The organism is Rhizobium aureum, from assembly GCF_030182495.1.
Classification (GTDB): Bacteria; Pseudomonadota; Alphaproteobacteria; order Rhizobiales; family Rhizobiaceae; genus Rhizobium; species Rhizobium tropici_C.
In genome coordinates this window covers 213,960-237,197 of record NZ_JAQJCI010000005.1, presented here as the reverse complement: position 1 = coordinate 237,197, position 23,238 = coordinate 213,960, and the positions used below count along the sequence as shown (strand labels likewise).

Below are 23,238 nucleotides of genomic sequence, written 5' to 3'. Positions count from 1 at the left end.
ACTTCTGCGCGACATGCTCTAGCGCAGCCAGCCCGTCGCCAGACCGCTCGCCCACTCCTCGCGACCATTCTGCGCCGCCAGCGTCGCCATCGCCATGTGATCATAAGCCACCTGCCGGAAGACCGGCAGCCAGCTGTTGCCGGTCTTTTCCAAAATAGCGTAAGAGGCGAAGGGGTTTCCCGCTTCCACCTTGTGATGATAAGGCAGGTCATCGTCATAGGCAGGGCAGCCGACGCTGCCGGGATTGACGATCAGGCGGCCATCGCGGAGCCGGACGGCGCGCGGAATATGAGTATGCCCGCACAGGATCAGCGGAAAATCGATGCCGGCGGCAAGTGCCTCGATCTCCTCGATCGGCTTCAGATAGACCTGACCGTCCGAAGAGACGGATTCGAGCCAATAGACATTATCATCGGCTGGTGTCGCGTGGCAAAGATAGGTCTCATCCCGATAAACTGTACTGATGGGCAAGGCGCGCAGCCATTCGAGGTGGCGTTCCGTCAGTTCAGAATGCGCTGCTCGATCTGAAACATGCATCGCCTCGGGCGCCAGTTCGATCAGATATCGATCGTGATTGCCGCGCACCGTCGGCGCATTCAGTTCCAGCAGCATATCGGCCGTCTTGCCCGCCGTAAGCGGCCCGCTGAAGCAATCGCCGAGATTGACGATCTCGGTAATGCCTTGCCTGCGGATATCGGCAAGCACCGCCTCGAGCGCAAGGTGATTGCCGTGGATGTCTGCTATGGCGGCAAATCGCATGCCTCAGCTCCCGCGATAGGTGGAATAACCGTAAGGCGAGATCAGCAGCGGCACGTGGTAATGCGCCGTCGTATCGGCGATACCGAAGCGGATCGGCACGAGATCGAGAAAAGCCGGCTCAGGCAGCTTGGCGCCGCTGGCCCTCAGATAATCTCCGGCCCGAAACAGCAATTCGTAGGTGCCGGCAACGAAGCCGTCGCCGATCAGGATGGGGCCGCCATCCACACGCCCGTCGGCATTGGTCGTTACCGTCTTCAGATGCGTGCGGATATCGCCCTCGATCCTGAAGAGATCGATCACCAGGCCTTCGGCCGGCTTGCCGAGAGCGGTATCGAGTACATGTGTGGTCAGTCCGGTCATAACGTCGGCGCTCCGATGATGTAGGGCGTTTCGAAGAAATATTCCTCCAGATTGTTTCCAGGCCCGTCGCGATCGACAACAAGGAAATCGCTCTGCTCTTCGAGCGCCATTAGCGGGTAATGCCAGGTATTGACCCGATAGTTCACGCCCTGGTCGCCACGTGCCAGGAAGACCTGCGGCTTGCTGGGCCTGCCGCCCTCATCCTGCGCAACGACGACGAGGAACGGCCGGCCTTTCAGCGGCACGAAACACTGACTACCGAAAGGATGGCGCTCCATCATCTCGATGGTGAAAGGAAAGGCACGCGGCTGGCCGCGAAAGAGGTTCAGGATGACCCGCGCACCGTCGCCGATGGCCTCGGCACTGGAGAGCGCATGAAAACGCTCCGTCGTACCGCCATTGATGAACCGCATCGTTGCGGGATCGGCCTCGATCATATCGCCGAAAGGCGCGAACGCGGCCTTCGTCAGTGGAAGAATTTCAAGATGCCGTGTCATTCGATGATCATTCGCCTTCCGCGCGCCAATGGCGAATGGAATCCAGTTGAGAGAACAATTTCGGAAGAGATTTTTGCGCGATGTCCCACAGGTTCGTCACCTCGATGTCGAAATAGCCCTGCGCAATTCTGCTTCTGACGTCGTGCATCTCATGCCAAGGCAACTCCGGATGGTCAACGACAAATTCCGGATATTCCTCTCCAATGCGCGCGGCCGCCTCGCCGATCATCAGGAGTGTCATCCCGACGGCGCGCTGCTTCTCGACATTCTTGAAAAACGCGTCTTGATCAATTCCGCGAAGGAACTGATCTGCCTCGGACACGGCCCGCTGCATGTTATCAAGGTGGGCGATTAGCCGATCCAGGCTCATATGACACAGCCTCAGTTTGTGAAATACTCAATCATGAGCGGCTTGGGAAACAGCGCGCTATCAGCCCTCGGGAAGCATGGCCTGCAGGCGCAGCAATGCGATCTTTTCCACCTGGGCCGTTGCCGTCGCAAATTCCGTATCCCGGTCATTATCGATCCGCGTTTCGAAGGCAGTCAGGATATCCTCCTTGCCGAGTCCCTTGACCGCGATGATGAAGGGAAAGCCGAACTTGCTCACGTAGCCGGCATTGAGTTCGGTGAACCGCGCATGCTCCGCAGGGCTCAGCCGATCGAGCCCCGCGCCGGCCTGCTCCTTGCGGCTGTCTTCCGTCAACTCGCCGGCAATCGCCAGCCGGCCCGCTAGGTCCGGATGAGCCCGCAGCACACCAAGCCGCTCCGTCTCGCTTGCGGCACGGAAGAACCGCGCTAAAGCGGCGTGCACGCCGCCCGAGGTCAGAGGCTCGGAGATAGCACCGGCATCGTAGGCGCGTTCGGCAATGAAGGGAGAATGCTCGAAGACGCCGCCGAAGCGGCCGACAAAATCGGCCCGCGACATCATGTTAGCGCTCTCCCCCGGGCATATGATTCTCATACCAGTGGTGGGCGATCTCGATACGCTTCGGAATCCAGACCTTGTCGTGCTTCTGCACATATTCGATGAACCGCCGCAAAGCCGCAGCGCGGCCGGGGCGGCCGACCAGGCGGCAATGCAGGCCAACCGACATCATCTTCGGGCTGCCATGCTTGCCTTCTTCATAGAGCGTGTCGAAGGCATCCTTGAGATAGATGAAGAACTGGTCGCCGGAATTGAAGCCCTGCGGTGTCGCAAAGCGCATGTCATTGGTCTCAAGCGTATAGGGGATGATCAGAAATGGTTTGCCATTCAAGCCGTCGACCCAGTAGGGCAGATCATCGGCATAGGAATCCGACGAATAGAGAAAGCCGCCCTCCTCCATGACGAGCCGCAGCGTATTGTCCGACGGCTTGCCCTGGTACATGCCGTAGGGCCGCTCGCCGGTCAGTTCGGTGTGCAACCGCACGGCTTCGAGAATGTGCTTACGCTCCAGATCCTCGGAAAAATCCTTGTATTCCAGCCAGCGATAGCCGTGGCTGGCGATCTCCCAGCCTGCTTCCTTCATCGCGGCGACCGCCTCCGGATTGCGTGCCATGGCGAGCGTCACGCCATAGACGGTCGCCTGCACCTTGAGCTCTGTGAACATGCGCCACAGCCGCCAGAAACCGGCACGAGCGCCGTATTCGTAGATCGATTCCATGTTGAGATTGCGCTGGTTCGGCCAGGGTGCCGCACCAACAATCTCGGAGAGCAGGTTTTCGGAAGCCGGATCGCCGTCGAGAATGCAGCTTTCTCCGCCCTCTTCGTAGTTGATCACGAACTGCACCGCGATGCGGGCGTCACCGGGCCATTTTGGATCCGGCGTGTTACGGCCGTAGCCGATGAGATTGCGGGAATAGTTTTCCGACATTGAAGCACCTTCTCTGATCAGCGGACGGTAGCATCCGCACAGCGAAAGTCGAGACGGAAAGTGGGAAAATCACTTTCTCTTCAATGGTGGGCCGCCGCGCTATCCTACGCGATTTTCCGGGCACTGATCTTTCCCATCGGATGCAGCGAATGCACGCGGAAGGGACCGCCGGAACCATCTTCCATCATCAACGCAATATTGGATACGGGAACCGGTGCGGCAAGCACCGGCTCGAAGAAGTCGCGCAATGCCTGCTCCATGCGCTGCAGATCAGCCGGGCCGACGGTACCCGTCAACATCATCTGGAAGCGGAATTCGTCCATCACGTGCGGATGGCCCCAGCGGTGCAGATTGGCGAATTGCGTCGCCGAAAGGCCGTCCGGATCGATCCGCTCGATCTCCGCCTCGGTCAATGGCGCGCGATACTGGTCGAAGGCTTGAACCAGGGATGCCGCCAGGAAATGCATCTGCTGGCTGGGTGTGGACGGAACCAGGCCCAGCGCTCCGCCGAGCCGCGCGACCTCCAGCTGGGGAATTTCAAAAGGCGCGACCGAGCCGGAAAACCGCATGAGGTCACGCAACAGCGCAGCCTCGGACATATCGTCCGCCAGCCGGAAGGGCGCCTTCAGCAAGCCCATGAAACCATAGCGGCGGGGAACGGCGGTATAGAAGGCAATCTCATGAATACCGAGCCCTCGGACCGCAGGCGGCTCGACCATCTCGCCGGAATAGACATTGCGCCCGAGCCAATTCGCCGCCACAAGCGTCAGCGGATCGCTCGCAGACGGTGTGAAGCAGATGGCATAGCGCATAAAATCTCCCTCCAGGGCGCAACATCCAACAGGCCGAACCGGCACCGATGGCCAAGGAGATAGGTGATTTGCGTGACAGATTAACGACCCGAAAGGGGCGTGACTTCACGTTTTATGTGATATGACTGAAATATGACTTGCTAAAGTGAAACTCTGCGGCAATTTGAAACTACAAGCCATATCCGCCGCCTGCCGCACCGCCGCCTCGGCCAGCCGATGCGCCAATCCGAAACTCACCTTGAAGCCGCCCGTCAACGCAATCAACGACCGATGGTCGGGATGCGCACCCACCATGGGATCGCGATCGACCGCCTTCGGCCGCAGGCCGGCCCAGCGTTCCACCACCTCCGCACCGGCCAGCACCGGCGCCATGATGCGCGCTGCCGCCAGAAGATCGTCAAGCTGCCCATCGGTCGACAACGGGTCGTCGAAGTGATTCTCGCTCGTGCTGCCGACCGCGACCAATCCGTCCTCATGCGGAACGATATAGAGGCCATCGCGGAAGATAACCGGAAGGCTGCCGTCGACATCGGCCTTCAGCATGGCCGCCTGCCCCTTCACCGGTTGGCCAAGCGAGGATTTGCGGCCTTCCGTCAACCTGTCGAGAATCGGAAACGACCAATGGCCGGCAGCAAGGATGCAGCGATCGAAGCGGATATCGCCTTCGCTCAAGGTCGCCAGTCCTCTGGCTGGATCGATGCTTTCGACGGTCACACCCTCGGCAAGTTGCACGTGCGTGGCTCCGGCAAGATACCTCCGAAGCACATTCAGCAAGGCCCGCGGAGCAACCCGCGCCGCAAGCGTATCGAAGACGAAACCGCTTTCGCCGGCGGCGGGGTCGATCCAGCCTGAAACGGGCGCCGCATCGAGCACATGCCAGTGAAATTCATGTTCATCCTGGCGCCAATGCGTTTCCGCATCTCGGGAATGCCCAAGCGCAATCTGCCTGAGATGCGGCTTCGGCAGCGGGATCAGCCGGCCGGCGCGACGGTAGCCGGCCGAAAGCCCGGTTTCTGCCTCCAATACTGCGATTTCCTCTTCCAGGGAGACGAGCGCATCGAACTGAAACAGCTTCTTGTCAGACCATTTGTTCGGCATGTGCGGCATCAGCGCACCGAGCAGACCGCCGCTCGCCCCTTGCCCGAAATGGCCGGCTTCCACGAGCAGGGCGCGAATGCCGAGACGCTCGGCATGAACGGCCGCCCAAAGGCCCATGATCCCGCCGCCGACGATCAACAGATCGACAGATGATTGACCGACGGGTCGTGTGGGATTATCGGCTCTTTCCATGACAGATCCAGTTTCCGATCGGACTGAGACGTCCGAAACCATTGTGGCAAGCCCGGAGCTCGAATGGCGCGACGGCGATATGCCCTATTCGACGGCTTTTGGCGATCATTTTTATTGCCAGACCGACGGCCGCCTGGAATGCGGGCACGTCTTCCTGGCTGGCAACGGCCTGCCCGCCCGCTGGCAGGGGCGGCAGGATTTCCTCATCGGCGAGCTCGGCTTCGGCACCGGACTGAACTTCTGCGAGACATGGCGCCAGTGGCGGCAGCAGGCAGCCCCGGGCTCACAACTGCACGTCATGTCGTTCGAACTCTATCCCATGAAAGCAGAGGAGATCGACCGCGCGCTGTCGCACTGGCCTGAAATCGATAGGGAGCGCCAGGCTCTTGCCGCAGCATGGCCGAACAACCCGCAGGGTGTCGTGTCGCTGAGGCTAGATGCAAATACGCGCCTCAGCGTCGTCTGCGGCCCGGCTCTCGAAGGCGTCAGTCGCGCCGAACCGGGCTTTGATGCCTGGTATCTCGATGGCTTCGCACCCTCCCGCAACGCCGACATGTGGTCGCCGGAATTGATGCAGGCACTCCATGACAAGACGGCTCCGAACGGCACCTTCGCCACCTATGCAGCAGCCGGTTTCGTAAGGCGAAACCTGCAGGCTGCAGGATTTATCGTGGAGCGGCGCAAGGGCTTCGCCGGCAAGCGCGAAATGCTCTGCGGCGTCAAGCCGGCCTGAGGTCGGAAGACGATTGTCGCGAGCATTCAGGCCAGTTCGCCCAGATGCTGGCGAACCCAATTGGCCTCCTCCGAGGCCGTCCGCCGAAAGTGTCGCTTGAAGTCACGGCTGAACTGCGCGGGGCTGGCATAGCCGACCGATGTAGCGACCTCGGCGATCGTCTTGTCCTGGCGCGCAAGCATCAACCGCGCCTCGTGGAGCCGCATGGCCTTTAGATACTGTATCGGGCTGCTGCCCGTCAGGGCCTTGAAATGGACGTGGTAGGAGGGAATGCTCATGCCCGCCTCATGCGCCAGCGCAGCGACCGAAATCTCCGAACCGTAGGTTTCGCGCAACCGCACCAGGCTTCGCACGATCCTCCCGGATGTGCCCCGCTGCTGCAGGGCCGAGATCATCGCGCCGCCCTGCGGGCCGACGAGCACCCGGTAATGCAGCTCGCGCAAGATGCCTGCCCCAAGAACCGCGAGTTCGACGGGATCACACAGCGCCCGCAGCATACGCAGCACGGCATCCTCGATAACCGGCTCCATTCTGCTCGATACCAGACTTCGCACCTTGCCGGCTTTCGGCTCGGAGCGTCTCATCCCCACTTCCGAGGCGATCTCTACAGCCAGAAGCATATCGAACTCGACGTAAACCGCGAGCAAGGGACGGTCTGGGCTGGCCGAGGATTCCATGCGGAACGGAACGGGTACCGATATCGCCAGATAGTGCTCCTCATCGTAGAGATAGACTTCGCCCTCAAGCATGCCCTGCTTTCGGCCCTGCAGCACGAATACCGCGCCCGGCTTGTAGAGCACGGGAACGTCATGAAGGACCGCTTCGGTTCTAAGAAGGCGCACGCCGGCAAGCCCGGTCGGGTTGTATCCCTGGCGAGGAGCAAGAAGGCCCGCCAGCTCCACCAACTCCCGACGCCTCGACCATTGGTCCTTCTTATTCATAGGATTTGGCAAGATAGTCATAGTTTTCGCGATCGCTAACAACAATTTGGAAGATTATCAGTCATAAGCATCAACCAATCAAGAAGAGAACATCTATCATGTCACAGAAGACTTTCTTCATCACCGGAGCGAATTCCGGCTTCGGCTTCGCAATCGCAGCCGCCGCGATCCGGAACGGCCATAAGGTTATCGGCACCGTCCGCTCGGAACAGTCGCGGGCAGATCTGGCAGAACGTTTGCCGGCAGCCCGGTCCGTTTTGTGCGATGTGACGGAATTCGACCGGATAGCCGACGTCGTGCGACAGGTGGAAGAAGACCATGGACCAGTCGACGTTCTGATCAACAATGCCGGCTATGGCCACGAGGGAATTCTTGAAGAGTCGCCCATCGAGGAGATGCGGCGCCAGTTCGACGTGAACGTCTTCGGCGCGGTTGCGGTCGCAAAGGCCTTCCTACCGCGCTTCCGCGAAAGGCGTAGCGGCTTCATCGTCAACGTGACTTCGATGGGCGGCATGATCACCATGCCCGGCATCGCCTATTACTGTGGAAGCAAATTCGCCCTTCAAGGCATTTCCGAAGTCATGCGTGCGGAAATGGCCCCGTTCGGCGTTCGGGTCACCGCCCTATGCCCCGGCTCTTTCAGGACAGACTGGGCCGGCCGCTCGATGGTCCGGACCGAGCGCTCGATCGCCGACTACGACGCGCTGTTCGACCCGATCCGCCAGGCGCGGCAGGCCAAAAGCGGCAAGCAGCTCGGCGATCCCGACAAGCTCGCGGCCGCCGTATTGGACTTGATCGAATCCGACGCGCCTCCGCCGCAGCTCCTGCTCGGCAGCGACGCCCTTGGACTTGTGACGGACAGGATCGAGCGTCTCAAACAGGAGATCGAAGCATGGAGATCCATTACCGTTTCGACCGATGGCTGAGAACGCCGACCAACGTAATGGCCGAAAGCTCGCCGACCTTCCCGGGTCCATCGATCTCAACCCTAGCTGTTGGAACGATCGGCCTGGAAAACGGCATCGCCGAGATAGCGCTGGATCTTCGCTTCGAGAAGTTCCGGGCTGATCGGTTTGGACAGGCAGTCGTCCATGCCCGCCTGCATGCATGCGATGCGATCGACGTCCAATGCCTGTGCCGTTACCCCGATGATCGGCACGTGCCATCCCTGCCCGGCTTGTGCCTCGAATTGCCGGATCATGCGCGTCGCCTGATGGCCGTTCATGACCGGCATGGAAACATCCATCAGGATCAACGACGGCCGCAATTGACGCCATGCGTCCACCGCCGCCTGGCCGTTCTCCACGACGAGAAAGCGAAGTCCCGTCGCCTGCAGGATCTGCGTGAAGACAATCTGATTCACCTCGTTGTCCTCGGCCACGAGAACGTCGATGGTGTTGCCAGGTATAGCCGGCGTCATCCGGTCGGCGGCTTCGATTGCGGCTGCGGCCTCCGCCTCAATCGGCAACGGCCGGGCGGTGGAGCCCGGCTGTTCGCCCGCGTTTTTCCGTCGCGACGCGCGCACGACATCAATGATCGTGTTGCGCAGGACATTGGCACGCACGGGTTTCATGAGATGCGCCTGACCATTGACGGCGGTAAAATCCTTATCGCGACTGGCGACACCCATCGATGTCAGAAATACGATCGGCAACGATTCGAAACGTGCGTCGGCGTGTACCGCACTCGCAATCTGATAACCGTTCATGCCGGGCATGCTGTAGTCGACGATGATCGCGTCGACCGATACGCCCATGTTGAACGCGGCATCCAGAATGGCAAGCGCGGTCTTGCCGTCCTCGGCCGCATGACTGTCGAAGCCCCATTGCACCAATTGCTCCGTCAAGATGCGCCGATGGATCTCATCATCTTCCACGATCAGGATCCCGGCGCGCTTCACGTTGGCCGGCAGCTCCGGAGCCTTGCCGCGCAAGGCGACCAGCGGCATGGGCAAATGGACGGTGAAAACCGATCCCTTGCCCCATTCGCTCTCGACCGACAGCGAACCACCGAAAAGATCGACGAGGCCTGCCGTAATGGCAAGGCCCAAACCTGATCCTTCAAGGCGCCGCGCAAAGGAAGAATCCGCCAGCGAAAATTTGTCGAAGATCGTATCGAGCTTCTCGGCGGGAATGCCGATCCCGGTATCTTCGATGCGGAGCACGAGCAATATGTTGTCGTCCGGCGCAGGCTGGCTGTTCAGCTCCACCAGCACATGGCCGCGTTCAGTGAACTTGATCGCATTGCCGACGAGATTGGTCACGATCTGGCGGAAGCGGCCGGCATCGCCGAGCATCGCCGCCGGCACGCCGGGAGCGATGTGCACCATCAGCTCGACATTCTTTTCCGATGCGGCGGCGGCCAGCAGCGTCGCTATGTCTTCGACAGCTTCGGCGGGATCGAATGCCATCTTGCGCAGATGCATGTCGCCGGTGTCGATGCGCGAAAAATCGAGAATGTCGTTGATGATGGTCAGCAATGCATTGCCCGACTTGACGATGATATCGACAAAGGTCTTTTGCCGCGGATCGAGATCCGTCTTGCCGAGCAGCTCCGCCATGCCCAGCACTCCATTCATCGGCGTACGGATTTCATGGCTCATATGGGTAAGGAATTCGGATTTCGCGCGGTCCGCCGCATTGCTGCGCGCCAGCAGCAGCTGCAGGTCCGCCTCGCGTTCCTTCATCTCGGTGACATCGGTGAACACCACCGTCCAGCGGCGATGCTCGCCGATCGCGGCGCCGAGCTGTATCCAGCGGTCGCCGACGACCTGGAAGACGCAGGAGATCGGCTTGCCCGCCGCAACGCTCTGCGCCCATGATTCCCGCAGACCATCGGAACCATCGCCAAAGTCACCACGTTCCGCGCAATAGTCGAACGCAGCAGACCAGTCCTTGCCGATCTCCAGGAGCTCGGCCGGGAGTTTCAGCATGTCTTTCAGCCGGTCGTTGGCCAGCAGGATCGTGCCATCCTGGACGATCAGCAGACCTTGCGACATGGCCTGCATGGCATCAGCCATCAACTCGCCGAGATGTTCCAGCGCCAGTCGGGTCTCGGTGATCTCCTTGGATTGCTGCTTCACGGACGAAATATCCGTGTAGGACATCAATGTCCGGCCATTGGAAATCTGGCGCGCATCGATGATGACGGATTTGCCGTCGGCAAAATTCACTTCCGTCTGCAGATGCGCGCCGCCCTTGCGCAGCGTGGTCAGCCACGCCTGATAAATGTCGTCGATGCTGCGGCCATCGGCGCCGAAACGTGCCAGCGAATAGTGCTTGGCGATGATATCGCGATAGGGGCGGCCTCCGAAACGCTCGTCCTTCGAATATTCCCAAATGTCGTAGAAGGCATCGTTGACGTATTCGACAATATGGTCGCTATTATGGATGAGCACGCCGATCGGCATCGAGCGGAGGATGTTATCGAGATCCTGATGCAGCGCTTCGGCACGGGCCTGCGCCTCGATGAGTTGCATCTCACGCTGCTTCAGCGCCGAAGTATCGGTGACCGAACCCACCGCATAATGCTTTCCCTCCGCCGTCGTCGTTCGGTTGAGGTGAATTTTCACCGGATGCGTCACCTGTTTTCGGTCGACGATTTCGCTTTCGAATTCGTGGCCCTGCCCGCCCTGCAGCACGGCTTCGTTTTTCACGAAGAAGTCGTCGGCGCCGACGTCGAACATTTCATGCTCGGTCTTACCGAGCATTTCCTTGCGATCGAGCCCGGTGATATCGGCATGGGCCGCATTGGCATAGACCAGTCGATGGTTGGAATCGCGCACGAATGTGGCAACCGGCAGACCTTCCAGAATGCTGCGGAAAAAGTCGGGCTCATCAGCCTCGCTTTGCACTGCCCCGGCAGAGGAGGCATCGCGCGCGACAGCCGGTACGGCGAAGAACACCCCGAATATGTAGACACGGTCTTCCGACGGGGAAAAGCTCTCGATCTCCACGCGCGAACGCTGGCGGCCCGACGCATCGAAGCAAAGCGCAACCTCCTCCGAACCGAAGACGAGGGCGCGGCGCTCCTTGTCCTCCCTATCGGCACTCTCACCGGCATCGAGAAGATCCTGGCTGCGGTTGCCGATGAAATCGGAAATATCGCGACCGAAAAAACGCGCATAGGCATCGTTGACGGCGACGTACCGAAGCTCGCTGTTCTTGATGTAGGCGGGCCTGTCCAGATTGGCGATCCGGCGGCACGCTATGTCGAGCAGTTCACCGTCCAGGGTCAAACGGAGCCTCTCTTTTCACCGCGCATGATAGTTCATGAAACGACGCTCTAGCACAAGTGGCTTTAACAAAGCCTTAACCATGTTTGGCGGCCGCGCCAACGTCGCGTTCAGACTATGCACTGTCCTATAACGGTCATCCCTTGGTCGCAAACGACGGCGGCACACGGAGGGAAACTCTGCCAAGAATCGGTCAACAGATCATTGGGAGCGAGCGCCATGAGCGACGAAGAAAGCCTGACCTTGAACGAAGCGCAGATCGCGACTGCGACGGGCGAACGGCGGCGGCGGGCCGGAGGGCGCGGCGCCGAGCGCATCCGCAAGCCGAGTGGCACGAAATATCTCAATCTGGTCAACAATCTCGCTCGCACGGAACTCCTGTCGCCTGAGGCTCTGGACGATATTCACGAGGCGTCGCTGACCATTCTCGAAGAAATCGGCATGGATATCATCCTGCCGGAAGCGCGCGAGCGCATGAAGGCGGCCGGCGCCGATGTCACGCCGGGCAAGGAACGCGTCCGCTTCGATCGCAACATGATCATGGAGCTGATCGCTTCGATCCCCTCGGCCTTCACCTTGCATGCCCGCAATCCGTTGAGAAACGTCGAAATCGGCGGCCGCAATCTCGTCTTCGCCCAGGTTGCCTCCGCCCCCTTCGTCGCCGACCGCGAGGGTGGCCGGAGGGCGGGAAATCAGGAGGATTTCCGCAAGCTCATCAAGCTCGCCCAATCTTACGACGTCATTCACATGACCGGCGGCTATCCGGTCGAGCCCATCGATATCCACGCGTCGGTCCGCCATCTCGATTGCCTCTCCGACATCGTCAAGCTCACAGACAAGGCATTCCATTGCTATTCGCTCGGCAAGCAGCGCAATCTCGATGCCATCGAGATCGCCCGCATCGGCCGCGGCATCAGCATGGAGCAGATGGAGCGCGAGCCCTCGCTCTTCACCATCATCAACTCCTCCTCGCCGCTGCGTCTCGACGGACCGATGCTGCAGGGCATCATCGAAATGTCCTCGCGCGGCCAGGTAGTCGTGGTGACGCCGTTCACGCTGGCTGGTGCCATGGCGCCGGTGACGATCGCCGGCGCGCTGGTGCAGCAGAATGCCGAAGCGCTCTGCGGCCTCGCCTTCACACAGATGGTGCGCAAGGGCGCGCCGGTCATGTATGGCGGCTTCACCTCGAATGTCGACATGAAGACGGGCGCGCCCGCCTTCGGCACGCCGGAATATATGAAGGCCGTCATCGCGGGCGGTCAGCTCGCCCGCCGCTACGGCATCCCCTACCGCACCTCCAATACGAACGCTTCCAATACGCTCGACGCCCAGGCGGCATACGAATCGGCGCTATCACTGTGGGCACTGACCCAGGGCGGCGGCAATTTCGTGCTGCATGCTGCCGGCTGGAGCGAGGGCGGGCTTACCGCCTCTTTCGAGAAGTTCATCCTCGATGTCGACATGCTGCAGATGGTCGCCGAATTCCTGACGCCGCTCGACGTCAGCAGCGATGCGCTGGCGCTCGACGCCGTGCGCGACGTTGGTCCCGGCGGCCACTATTTCGGCACGGCGCATACGCTCGCCCGCTACGAAACCGCCTTCTATTCGCCGATCCTGTCGGACTGGCGAAACAACGAAACCTGGACGGAAGCCGGGCGGCCCACGACTTACGATCATGCCAACCGTGTCTATAAGGAAACGCTCGAGCGTTATGAACGGCCCCCGCTCGATCCGGCAATCGAGGAGGAACTCGACGCCTTTGTCGCTAAGCGCAAGGCAGAGGGCGGTGTCCCTACAGATTTCTAATTGAAAATCAAAGGCTTTATACTCCAGATCATGAACGAAATTTAATTTCGCGCCGCCCTTTTTGGCCGCGACTTCGCCCCCTTTCCTGCGCAACGTCAAGCTCGGGTTTGGCTAGGAGCCAGCCTGTGTTTTGGGAAAGGGATGTCAATGTCTGTGCTTCGCACATTAACGACGGCCGGTTTGATCGCGCTGACGCTTGGCAGCGCCGCCACCGCAACCGCCACTACCGCCAACGCGTCCGGCCGCGGTGCCTTCTTCGGCGGTCTTGCCGCCGGTGTTGTGGGCGGCGCCTTGATCGCCGGGGCTGCGCGGCCCGCCTACCCGGCTTATTATCCGGCATATCCGGCCTACTATGACGGCCCAGTCTACGAGCGCGTCTATGTACGCCCCTACCCCAGCTGCTATTGGGCATGGCGTCACGATGGCTGGGGCCGCCCTTATCGCGTCGAGGTTTGCCGCTAGGATCAGGAACTGCTTTATCGAAGGCATGCGCCCTTATCAGATCTTGGATGCCGCCGGATTTCGGCGGCATTTTTGTACGCCTGATGAAAAGCTTTCGCTTACACCTCTTGACATTCCTGACGTTTAAGACCAAATGCGCCTCAGCTTTCACCTTCCGGCCGCCGCGTGAGCGTGCCCTGCGGGACAATCTGTACGCAAGAGAAGGACAAAAGCGCTTTTATGAATGAGGCCGCGCCAGGCGCTGCGGCCGATGCGCTGGGAAAGCTATTTCCAACTTACAAGTTCCCACTTCACGCGGGGTTCTTGACGCCAGAGACAGACCGGACCGCATGGTGCGATCCGGCCTATTTGCTTTGGCGCCCCGAAAGGTATTGAATTGACCGATTTTCACTCGCTTGGTCTCTCCAAGCAGATCGTCGATACACTGTCGCAGAACAACTTTGCGACGCCAACGCCCATCCAGGCTCAGGCCATCCCGCTCGTTCTCCAGGGCCGTGATCTCATCGGCCTCGCCCAGACCGGCACAGGCAAAACGGCCGCTTTCGGCCTGCCGATCATCGAGATGCTGCTGAAGGAAGCCAAGCGTCCCGATAACCGCACCGTCCGCACGCTGATCCTCGCTCCGACCCGCGAACTGGTAAATCAGATCGCTGATAACCTCCGTCTCTTCATGCGCAAGACGCAGCTGCGGATCAACCTCGTGGTCGGCGGCGCGTCGATCAACAAACAGCAGCTCCAGCTCGAGCGCGGCACCGATATTCTGGTCGCAACGCCCGGCCGCCTCCTCGACCTCATCAACCGCCGCGCCCTGTCGCTCGGCCATGTCACCCACCTCGTCCTCGACGAAGCCGACCAGATGCTCGATCTCGGCTTCATCCACGACCTGCGCAAGATCGCCAAGATGGTTCCGGCCAAGCGCCAGACCCTGCTCTTCTCGGCCACAATGCCGAAGGCGATCGCCGATCTCGCTTCCGACTACCTGACCAACCCGGTCAAGGTCGAAGTCTCGCCTCCGGGCAAGGCAGCCGACAAGGTGGAACAGTATGTCCACTTCGTTGCCGGCCAGAACCACAAGACCGAGATCCTCAAAGAAACCATCTCTGCCAATCCGGATGGCCGCGCCATCGTCTTCCTGCGCACCAAGCATGGCGCCGAGAAGCTGATGAAGCACCTCGATCACGTCGGCTTCGCCGCCGCCTCCATTCACGGCAACAAGAGCCAGGGCCAGCGCGAGCGCGCGCTCAAGGGTTTCCGTGATGGTGATGTCCGCGTTCTCGTCGCGACCGACGTCGCTGCCCGCGGCATCGACATCCCCGGCGTTTCGCATGTCTATAACTTCGACCTGCCGGAAGTGCCGGATGCCTATGTCCACCGCATCGGCCGCACCGCGCGCGCCGGTCGCGACGGCATCGCCATCGCCTTCTGCGCTCCTGACGAAATCCGCCTGCTGCGCGACATCGAGCGCCTGATGGGCATCGAGATCGCCGTTGCCAGCGGCGAGGCTCCGGCCGATCGCGGCCGTCCCGTTCGCGGCAAGAGTCGCGGCGGCCAAGGTAACGGTAATCGCGGCAATGGCGGCCAGGGCAGAGGCCAGAACGGCCAGGGACGCGAGCGCGGCGAAGGCCGCCCGCAGCGCCCGGCCCGCCGTCCGTTCTTCGACAACGAAAACGGCGAAACCCGTGGTGAGAACGGCGAGCGCCAGGAACGCCGCCAACGCGACGATCGTCCGCAGCGCGACAACAATCGCAATGCCGATTTCCGCGGCCAGCGCCGTAACGAGCCGACGCCGCGTCCGGAAGCCGACAACGATCTCGTCTCCACCTCGGACTTCCGTCCCGCTCGCAAGCAGCACAACGGGCAGTCCAGCGGCAACGGCGCCGCGCATGAGGGCGGCGCCCATCGCGGCCAGCGCCATTCCCATGGCCGTCCAACCGGCCGCCACAATGAAGAGCGCGGCGCCCAGGGCGAACAACGCAATGGCGGCAACGGCCGCATGCGCCGCCGCGGCAATGGCGGCCAGCGCCGCGAACGCGCCTGATGCAGTGAATTGAGGGGGCCGATTGGCCCCCTTTTTATCGCCGGTTCCATGGCCAATAGGGCCTGTACGCATGACTTCCGACGCGGTCGTGCGTGTAAATTCGAAACTTCATGGCCGCCTGACATTTCGATTTCGCTTAGCGAGCAATGTTTGGATGACTGTTTCCTCCAACCAGGCCCTCCCCGGCATAGCTTAGAGCGTGCATGGAGTTGGAGGGACGCACGTTGCAGAGGACGGCGACACAGCCGATGACCACAAGCCACTGGGGCCAGCTCTTGCTTCTCGGTGCGCTGTGGGGCGGATCATTCTTCTTTGCGCGCATAGCGGTGGCGGAAATTCCGCCTCTGGCGCTGGTCCTTTACCGGGTCTCGATTGCCGCGCTTGTCCTGCATGTCTGGTTGCGCATAAACAGCATTTCCTTCATGCCGGCTCTGGCCAGATCGGGTTCGTTCCTGATCCTGGCATTGCTGAACAATGTCATTCCGTTTTCTCTCATATTCATTGGGCAAACGGCGATCGGCGCGGGACTTGCCTCGGTCCTCTACGCAACGACGCCCCTCTGGACGGTCCTGACAGCGAATCTACTGACGGCGGACGAAAAGCTTTCCGCGAGCAAGCTCGCGGGCGTGGCACTCGGGATTGTCGGCGCCGCCACCATGATCGGTCCCGGTTTCCTCTCCAATTTCGGCGGACCGACATGGGCGAAGTTCGCTGTCATCGGTGCAGCGATTTCCTATGCGTTTGCAGCTGTCTTTGCTAAACAGTTTCGGGATATGAAGCCGGTGGTCGTTGCCACCGGACAGCTGACCGCATCCACCGTCTTAATGACGCCGATCGTCCTTCTTCTTTACGAGCCCAGGGATATCGTAAGCTCGAATATATCGATCTGGATGGCTGTCGGCACTCTCGCAATTCTGACGACTGCCTTCGCCTTCATTCTCTATTTCAATCTCATCGCTTCCGCCGGCGCGACAAATGCATCTCTGGTAACGCTCCTCGTTCCGGCAAGTGCAATCATCCTGAGCACTACGTTCCTCGGCGAACGTCTGGAGCCTTATGAGTTTTTTGGATTGGCCTTGATCATCTCAAGCCTGGTTGTTGTCGATGGCAGATTCTTGCGATGGCGGTGAGATATCGACATCGGCAAGACGTCCCAGCTTATTCCGGCACTACATCCGCCGCGCGCCGGTTGGTGAGATAAACGCCGATTACGACAATGACGGTGCCGATGATAATCGGCATCGTCAGCGGTTCGCCGAAGGCGATCGCAGCCTCGATGGCGACGGCGGGCGGCATCAGGTAGATCAGCGACGCGGCGCGCGACACCTGCCCGCGGCGGATGAGATAGAGCAGCAGGCCGACGGCGCCCATGGACAGGCCGAAGACCGACCAGAGCAGCGACAGGATCGCCGTCTGCGTGCCGTCAAAATGCAAACCTTCGAAGATGAAAGCCAAGGGAACGGTAACGATCAGTGCACCGACATATTGCAATGTCGCGATGGTTCGCAGATCGCCGGTCTGCAGGTGGCGCTTCTGGTAGAGCGTGCCATAGGTCACGGAGACCATCGCCAGCAGATTGACGATGAGAGGAACGGCAGACTGCCAGAGATCGGCCGTATCCGTCGTCAGGAGCTTGGGCGAGATCGCGATGGCGATACCAAGGAAACCGAGCAGGAGGCCGACCTTCTGGATCGACTGCAACCGTTCGCCGACGAGGAGCGGCGCGGCCATGGCGGTCATCAGCGGCTGCAGCGCCGCGATAACGCCGGCAATGCCGGCCGGCACGCCCTCGGCGATCGCCCACCAGAGACCCGCCAGATAGATGCCGTGCAGGAAAATGCCGGAATAGATGGCCCGGAACACGCTCGACCAATCGCGCGGCCACCGGGCGCCGACGATCGAACAAAGCAGCACGAAAGCGAGCGCCGACAGGCTGTAACGGATCATCAGAAAGGTGAAAGGACCCGCATGCTGCGACGCATATTTTGCAACGATCCAGCCGGTGGACCAGAGAAGGACGAAGATCGCCGGCGCGAGTTTATCGAGGGACATGGAAATCGGACCGATATGTTTGGCGCGTCGGAGCCGGAATCCTGGTCGAACTCGGGTTTCGCGCGGAGAGGTTGAAGGCTGATAGCCGATGGCGGTGGAGCGGTCAAAATCGATCTGCTGAAAACAGCAATCAATTTTTCTTCACGTTTGACGAGCCATTGCTGGTTTCAGGAATTTCACCCACTACCCAGACGTTCGGCCCGCAAGATAAGCAGATGCTCAAATTTTGATCCGAGCATTGCGGCAAAACCCGGCGGATGACGATCCGGCTATTCTTAAATGCCTGTAAATCCGGCATTTTTAGAGGCTGCGAAATTCGCAACGGCAACTGCGCATAGTTCTTGCATTGTAAAAACCGTTGTATTCAAATGGGTAAAAACACGGGGACCACACCTTTGGCATTTGATGAAATGATTACTGCGGATGAAAGTCCGCGCGCGCCTTACGAGAAATACTTCGAGTGGTACTCGGGCCAGGACAGGGGCCACCTCATTGCCAAATCCCGCGATGCGGAAACTATCTTCCGGAAAACGGGCATCACCTTCGCGGTCTACGGACACGCAGACTCCTCCGAAAAGCTCATCCCCTTCGACATCATTCCCCGCATCATATCAGGCCGTGAGTGGCGCAAGCTCGCCCAGGGCATCGAACAGCGGGTCATCGCCCTCAACGCCTTCCTCGACGACATCTACCACAAGCAGGAAATCATCCGCGCCGGCCGCATCCCGCGCGAGCTGATCGAGAAGAACGACGCCTTCCTGCCTGAAATGATCGGCTTTCGTCCGCCGGGCGGGGTCTATACCCATATCGTCGGCACCGATATCGTACGCACCGGCGAAGACCAGTTCTATGTGCTCGAGGACAATGCCCGCACCCCTTCCGGCGTCAGCTACATGCTGGAAAACCGCGAAACGATGATGCAGATGTTCCCTGAGCTGTTTCACCAGAACAAGGTGCAGCGGGTCGAGGATTATCCGCTGCTGCTGCGCCAGAGCCTGGCGTCACTCGCCCCTCCCGGCTGTACAGGCAAGCCACGCGTCGCCGTGCTAACGCCCGGCATCTACAATTCCGCCTATTACGAGCATTCCTTCCTGGCCGACATGATGGGCGTGGAACTGGTCGAAGGTTCGGATCTGCGCGTCATCGACGGCAAGGTGAAGATGCGCACGACGCGCGGCTATGAGGCCATCGACGTGCTCTACCGTCGCGTCGACGACGATTTCCTCGATCCCCTCACCTTCCGCCCGGATTCCGCGCTCGGCATTCCCGGCATCATGGACGTCTACCGCGCGGGCAACATCACCATCGCCAATGCGCCCGGCACCGGCATATCCGACGACAAGGCGATCTATTCCTACATGCCCGAGATCGTCGAATTCTATACCGGCCGCAAGCCGATCCTCGAAAACGTGCCGACCTGGCGCTGTTCCGAGCCCGACAGCCTGCAATATGTGCTCGATAATCTTGCCGATCTCGTCGTCAAGGAAGTCCACGGCTCCGGCGGCTACGGCATGCTTGTCGGACCGACGGCCACCAAGAAGGAACGGGCGGCCTTTGCCGAGAAGCTCAAGAGCAAGCCGAACAATTACATCGCGCAGCCAACCCTTTCGCTGTCGACCGTGCCGATCCTCGTCAACAAGGGCATTGCGCCGCGGCACGTCGATCTGCGGCCCTATGTCCTCGTCTCCGACAAGGTGCGGATCATCCCCGGCGGGTTGACCCGCGTGGCGCTGAAGGAAGGCTCGCTGGTGGTCAATTCCAGCCAGGGCGGCGGCACCAAAGACACCTGGGTTCTGGAGGACTGATCGGACATGCTGGGAAGAACCGCGAATGGCCTCTACTGGATGTTCCGTTACATCGAGCGCGCCGAAAACATTGCCCGCCTGGTCGACGCCGGCCAGCGCATGTCGCTGACGCGCAGCGACGCCGTTGACGACGACTGGGACGGCGTCCTGCAAAGCGCCGGCGTGCGCGAAGCCTATGACGAAGTGCATGGCAGGCTGACCGGCACCGACGCAATCGACTACCTGATGCGCGACCGCTCCAATCCGTCGAGCGTCATGTCCTGCATCGAATATGGCCGCAACAATGCCCGCATGGTACGCACGGCGCTGACGCGCGACACCTGGGAAGCGACCAACGAATGCTGGATCGAGCTGAAGTCGCTGCTCGGCCGGCGGCTCAAGACCGCGGAACTGCCCGAGATGATCGACGTCATCAAGCAGCGCGCCGGCCTGATCCGCGGCGCCTTTCACGGCTCCATGCTGCGCAACGAGCTCTATAATTTCGCCCGCATCGGCACCTTCATCGAGCGTGCGGACAACACGGCTCGTATTCTCGACGTGAAATATTACGTCCTGCTGCCATCTGTCTCCCATGTCGGCTCCTCGCTCGACAATGCGCAATGGGAATCGATCCTGCGCTCGGTTTCCGCGCACCGAGCCTATAAATGGGCTTACGATCCGGAATACAAGCCGGCCAACATCGCCGACTTCCTGATCCTGAACGGACAGATGCCGCGTTCGCTTGCCTATTGCTACGAGAAGATCGTCAGCAATCTGGGCTATCTCGGCACCGAATACGAGAAGCGGCTGCCGGCGCACGAAACGGCCGAAGTCATTCGCCAATCACTGCAGCGGCTTTCGATCAAGAACATCATGGATCAGGGTCTGCATGAATTCCTGGAGGATTTCGTTGCAAGCAATAACAAGCTGGGTGCCGAGATCTCCGACGGCTATCGGTTCTACGAGTAGGCGGGCGATATCATGAGACTGACGATCAGCCACATCACCGAATATCGCTATGACGAGCCGGCGCAGTTCTCCCTGCAGCGCCTGCGCCTGACGCCGCTGACCGGCGTCGGGCAAACGGTCATCGACTGGAAGCTCACGGTCGAGGGCGCCCGGCCCGAGGTGGAATACGACGACCAGTTCGGCAATCGCATCACGCTCGTCTCGCTCGACGGCCAGCAGGACGCGACGAGGATCGTCGCATCAGGCGAAATCGAAACGCGGGATCTGAATGGCGTCGTAGGGCAGCATCTCGGTTTTGCTCCGCTTTGGCTTTACTTGCGGGAATCTCCGCGCACCAAGGCCGGCAAGCTGACGAAGGAGCTGTTGCGCGGCGTTTCCGGGGACAATGAACTCAGCAAGATGCACGCGCTGATGAGGGCAATCCACGAGACCGTGGAATACAAGCCGGGCACCAGCGACACGGAGACGACGGCGGAACAGGCATTGGAGGCCAAGAGCGGCGTCTGCCAGGACCACGCCCATATCTTCCTCGCCGGCGCCCGCGCATTGCGAATCCCCGCTCGCTATGTCTCCGGCTATCTGATGATGGATGGCAAGAACGAGCAGGCGGCCACGCATGCCTGGGCCGAGGCCCATATTCCCGGCCTGGGCTGGGTCGGCTTCGATCCCGCCAACGATGTCTGCCCCGATGCCCGTTATGTCCACATCGCGACAGGCCTCTGCTATCGTGACGCCGCTCCCGTCTCCGGCATGCGGATCGGCACACCCGGCGAAACCCTTACCGTCAAGGTGACGGTGGCAAGCCAGGGGCAAAGTCAGAGCCAGAGCTAGCAGCTCCTGGAAGAAAAAGGGACGGAACTCTCGTCCCGCCCCTTTTCCAATTTCAGAAGATGAGTTTTTAGTGGCTGTCGCGATTGTTCGGGATTTCCGAGCCGCGCGGGCCGACGAGGAAGTCCAGGTCGGCGCCGGTGTCGGCCTGCATGACCGACTTCACATAAAGACCGCCATAGCCGCCGGTGAGCGGCTTGACCGGGGAAACCCAGGCGGCGCGGCGCTTTGCCAGTTCCTCATCCGATACTTCGAGCTGGATGGTGCGGGCGGGAACGTCGACGGCGATGATGTCACCGTTCTGCACCAGCGCCAGCGGGCCGCCATCGGCAGCTTCCGGAGCCGTATGCAGGATGACGGTGCCGTAGGCCGTACCGGACATGCGCGCATCGGAAATGCGGATCATGTCGGTGATGCCCTTCTTCAACACCTTCGGCGGCAGGCCCATATTGCCGACTTCCGCCATGCCCGGATAACCCTTCGGGCCGCAATACTTCAGCACCATGATGCAGTTCTCGTCGATGTCGAGATCGTCGCGGTTGATGCGGGCGTGATAGTCCTCGATGCTTTCGAAGACCACGGCACGGCCCTTGTGCTGCATCAGATGCGGCGAAGCGGCCGATGGCTTCAGGACGGCACCCTTCGGTGCGAGATTGCCGCGCAGAACGGCGATACCGCCCGACTGCGTCAGAGCCTTTTCCTTCGGAACGATAACGTCGTCGTTGTAGTTAACCACATCTTTGACGCCGGCCCAGATCGTATCGCCGGTAACGGTGATGGCGTCCTTGTGCAGCAGGCCCATCTCGCCAACCGCCTTGATGACGACGGGCAGGCCGCCGGCATAGTAGAACTCTTCCATCAGGTGCTTGCCCGACGGCTGCAGGTTGACGATCGTCGGCACTTCGCGGCCGAGACGATCCCAATCATCCAGCGACAGATCGACGCCGACGCGGCCGGCAAGCGCCAAAAGGTGCAGAACGGCATTGGTCGAACCGCCGACGGCGCCGTTGACGCGAATGGCGTTTTCGAAAGCTTCCTTGGTCAGAATGTCTGATGGTTTCAGGTCTTCCTTGACCATGTCGACGATGCGGCGGCCCGACAGTTGCGAGATGACGCGGCGGCGTGCATCGACAGCCGGGATGGCGGCATTGCCGGGCAGCGTCATGCCGAGCGCTTCGGCCATCGACGCCATGGTCGAAGCCGTACCCATGGTCATGCAGCTGCCGGCCGAGCGAGCCATGCCCTGCTCCGCATCCATGAATTCATCCAGCGACATCTCGCCGGATTTCACCATTTCTGAAAATTGCCAGATCGCCGTGCCGGAGCCGACATCCTTGCCGCGCCACTTACCGTTCAGCATCGGGCCGCCGGAAACGAGAATGACGGGGATGTCGACGGAAGCCGCGCCCATCAGCAGGCTTGGCGTGGTCTTGTCGCAGCCGCCGAGCAGCACGACGCCATCGACGGGATTGCCGCGGATCGCCTCTTCGACATCCATGGCCGCCAGGTTGCGGAACATCATCGCCGTCGGGCGCAGCGTGCTTTCGCCGACGGAGAAGACCGGAAACTCGACCGGGAAGCCGCCCGCTTCGTAGACCCCGCGCTTGACGCGCTCTGCGAGATCGCGCAGATGTGCGTTGCAGGGCGTCAGCTCCGACCAGGTGTTACAGATGCCGATGATCGGACGGCCGTCGAACGTATCGGCCGGCAGGCCCTGATTCTTCATCCAGGAGCGATGCATGATCGCGTTCTTGCCGGTGCCGCCGAACCAATCGTATGAGCGCAGCTTGCGCGGCCATTCAGCTTTCTTTTTCATGTCT

At 60.7% G+C, this 23,238-nt stretch carries 21 protein-coding genes; 9 read left to right on the top strand and 12 right to left on the bottom strand.

Annotation, left to right across the window (positions count from 1 at the left end; genetic code table 11):
* Positions 1-18 precede the first annotated feature (18 nt).
* The 8 genes from PH552_RS15265 to PH552_RS15230 form a co-directional block, all read right to left on the bottom strand.
* Positions 19-759, bottom strand: a complete 741-nt coding sequence (locus PH552_RS15265; protein WP_112340610.1) for a metallophosphoesterase family protein — start codon at positions 757-759, stop codon at positions 19-21.
* 3 nt (positions 760-762) lie between these two features.
* On the bottom strand, positions 763-1,119 hold the full coding sequence (uraH, locus tag PH552_RS15260; RefSeq protein ID WP_112340609.1) for a hydroxyisourate hydrolase: 357 nt from the start codon (positions 1,117-1,119) through the stop codon (positions 763-765).
* Entirely contained in the window at positions 1,116-1,616 is a 501-nt protein-coding gene (locus tag PH552_RS15255; protein ID WP_112340608.1) for an ureidoglycolate lyase, read from the bottom strand. The genes uraH and PH552_RS15255 overlap by 4 nt, the downstream gene beginning before the upstream one ends.
* Positions 1,617-1,623: 7 nt before the next feature.
* The gene (locus PH552_RS15250; protein WP_112340607.1) at positions 1,624-1,986 is read right to left on the bottom strand and encodes a HepT-like ribonuclease domain-containing protein; all 363 of its coding nucleotides are present in this window, start codon (positions 1,984-1,986) and stop codon (positions 1,624-1,626) included.
* Between the two features lie 60 nt (positions 1,987-2,046).
* Positions 2,047-2,544 carry a 2-oxo-4-hydroxy-4-carboxy-5-ureidoimidazoline decarboxylase gene (gene uraD, locus PH552_RS15245; RefSeq protein ID WP_112340606.1) on the bottom strand — a complete coding sequence of 166 codons (498 nt, stop codon included), beginning with the start codon at positions 2,542-2,544 and terminating at the stop codon, positions 2,047-2,049.
* 1 nt (position 2,545) lies between these two features.
* Positions 2,546-3,469 carry an allantoinase PuuE gene (puuE, locus tag PH552_RS15240; protein ID WP_112340605.1) on the bottom strand — a complete coding sequence of 308 codons (924 nt, stop codon included), beginning with the start codon at positions 3,467-3,469 and terminating at the stop codon, positions 2,546-2,548.
* Positions 3,470-3,573: 104 nt separating this feature from the next.
* Entirely contained in the window at positions 3,574-4,281 is a 708-nt protein-coding gene (locus tag PH552_RS15235; protein WP_112340604.1) for a DUF1045 domain-containing protein, read from the bottom strand.
* A 105-nt stretch (positions 4,282-4,386) separates the two neighbouring features.
* A complete protein-coding gene (locus tag PH552_RS15230) occupies positions 4,387-5,571 on the bottom strand; it encodes an NAD(P)/FAD-dependent oxidoreductase (protein ID WP_285166081.1) in 1,185 nt (394 codons plus the stop codon).
* On the opposite strand from PH552_RS15230, the gene mnmC2 reads away from it, so the two are divergent.
* Positions 5,570-6,304: a tRNA (5-methylaminomethyl-2-thiouridine)(34)-methyltransferase MnmC2 gene (mnmC2, locus tag PH552_RS15225; protein WP_112340602.1), complete on the top strand. Its 735-nt coding sequence runs from the start codon at positions 5,570-5,572 to the stop codon at positions 6,302-6,304. The two genes, PH552_RS15230 and mnmC2, sit on opposite strands and share 2 nt — an antisense overlap.
* 26 nt (positions 6,305-6,330) lie before the next feature.
* Here mnmC2 and PH552_RS15220 read toward each other — a convergent pair whose 3' ends face one another.
* Positions 6,331-7,260 carry an AraC family transcriptional regulator gene (locus tag PH552_RS15220; protein ID WP_113251146.1) on the bottom strand — a complete coding sequence of 310 codons (930 nt, stop codon included), beginning with the start codon at positions 7,258-7,260 and terminating at the stop codon, positions 6,331-6,333.
* An 83-nt stretch (positions 7,261-7,343) separates the two neighbouring features.
* Here PH552_RS15220 and PH552_RS15215 point away from each other — a divergent pair, with 83 nt between their 5' ends.
* Positions 7,344-8,171 carry an oxidoreductase gene (locus PH552_RS15215; RefSeq protein ID WP_112340601.1) on the top strand — a complete coding sequence of 276 codons (828 nt, stop codon included), beginning with the start codon at positions 7,344-7,346 and terminating at the stop codon, positions 8,169-8,171.
* Between the two features lie 62 nt (positions 8,172-8,233).
* Here the strand turns inward: PH552_RS15215 and PH552_RS15210 are convergent, their stop codons facing one another.
* On the bottom strand, positions 8,234-11,482 hold the full coding sequence (locus PH552_RS15210; protein ID WP_183762930.1) for a response regulator: 3,249 nt from the start codon (positions 11,480-11,482) through the stop codon (positions 8,234-8,236).
* A 216-nt stretch (positions 11,483-11,698) separates the two neighbouring features.
* On the opposite strand from PH552_RS15210, the gene PH552_RS15205 reads away from it, so the two are divergent.
* The 4 genes from PH552_RS15205 to PH552_RS15190 all read left to right on the top strand — a co-directional run bounded on the left by PH552_RS15205 (position 11,699) and on the right by PH552_RS15190 (position 16,915).
* Positions 11,699-13,285: a trimethylamine methyltransferase family protein gene (locus PH552_RS15205; RefSeq protein WP_112340599.1), complete on the top strand. Its 1,587-nt coding sequence runs from the start codon at positions 11,699-11,701 to the stop codon at positions 13,283-13,285.
* Between the two features lie 147 nt (positions 13,286-13,432).
* Complete coding sequence (locus PH552_RS15200; RefSeq protein ID WP_112340598.1) at positions 13,433-13,747, top strand: hypothetical protein; 315 nt, start codon at positions 13,433-13,435, stop codon at positions 13,745-13,747.
* Between the two features lie 376 nt (positions 13,748-14,123).
* Positions 14,124-15,785 (top strand): DEAD/DEAH box helicase, encoded by a 1,662-nt coding sequence (locus PH552_RS15195; protein WP_112340596.1) that lies wholly within the window; start codon positions 14,124-14,126, stop codon positions 15,783-15,785.
* Between the two features lie 248 nt (positions 15,786-16,033).
* Entirely contained in the window at positions 16,034-16,915 is an 882-nt protein-coding gene (locus tag PH552_RS15190; protein ID WP_113251071.1) for a DMT family transporter, read from the top strand.
* A gap of 28 nt (positions 16,916-16,943) precedes the next feature.
* Here the strand turns inward: PH552_RS15190 and PH552_RS15185 are convergent, their stop codons facing one another.
* Complete coding sequence (locus tag PH552_RS15185) at positions 16,944-17,837, bottom strand: DMT family transporter (protein ID WP_112340594.1); 894 nt, start codon at positions 17,835-17,837, stop codon at positions 16,944-16,946.
* 395 nt (positions 17,838-18,232) lie between these two features.
* Here PH552_RS15185 and PH552_RS15180 point away from each other — a divergent pair, with 395 nt between their 5' ends.
* Genes PH552_RS15180 through PH552_RS15170 form a run of 3 tightly spaced genes read left to right on the top strand, consistent with a single transcriptional unit; the run spans position 18,233 to position 21,421 of the window.
* The gene (locus PH552_RS15180; RefSeq protein WP_069612769.1) at positions 18,233-19,642 is read left to right on the top strand and encodes a circularly permuted type 2 ATP-grasp protein; all 1,410 of its coding nucleotides are present in this window, start codon (positions 18,233-18,235) and stop codon (positions 19,640-19,642) included.
* A 6-nt stretch (positions 19,643-19,648) separates the two neighbouring features.
* Positions 19,649-20,590: an alpha-E domain-containing protein gene (locus PH552_RS15175; RefSeq protein WP_112340593.1), complete on the top strand. Its 942-nt coding sequence runs from the start codon at positions 19,649-19,651 to the stop codon at positions 20,588-20,590.
* Positions 20,591-20,602: 12 nt separating this feature from the next.
* The gene (locus PH552_RS15170; protein WP_112340592.1) at positions 20,603-21,421 is read left to right on the top strand and encodes a transglutaminase family protein; all 819 of its coding nucleotides are present in this window, start codon (positions 20,603-20,605) and stop codon (positions 21,419-21,421) included.
* A gap of 67 nt (positions 21,422-21,488) precedes the next feature.
* Here PH552_RS15170 and araD read toward each other — a convergent pair whose 3' ends face one another.
* A complete protein-coding gene (gene araD / locus PH552_RS15165) occupies positions 21,489-23,234 on the bottom strand; it encodes an L-arabinonate dehydratase (protein ID WP_112340591.1) in 1,746 nt (581 codons plus the stop codon).
* Positions 23,235-23,238: the final 4 nt, after the last annotated feature.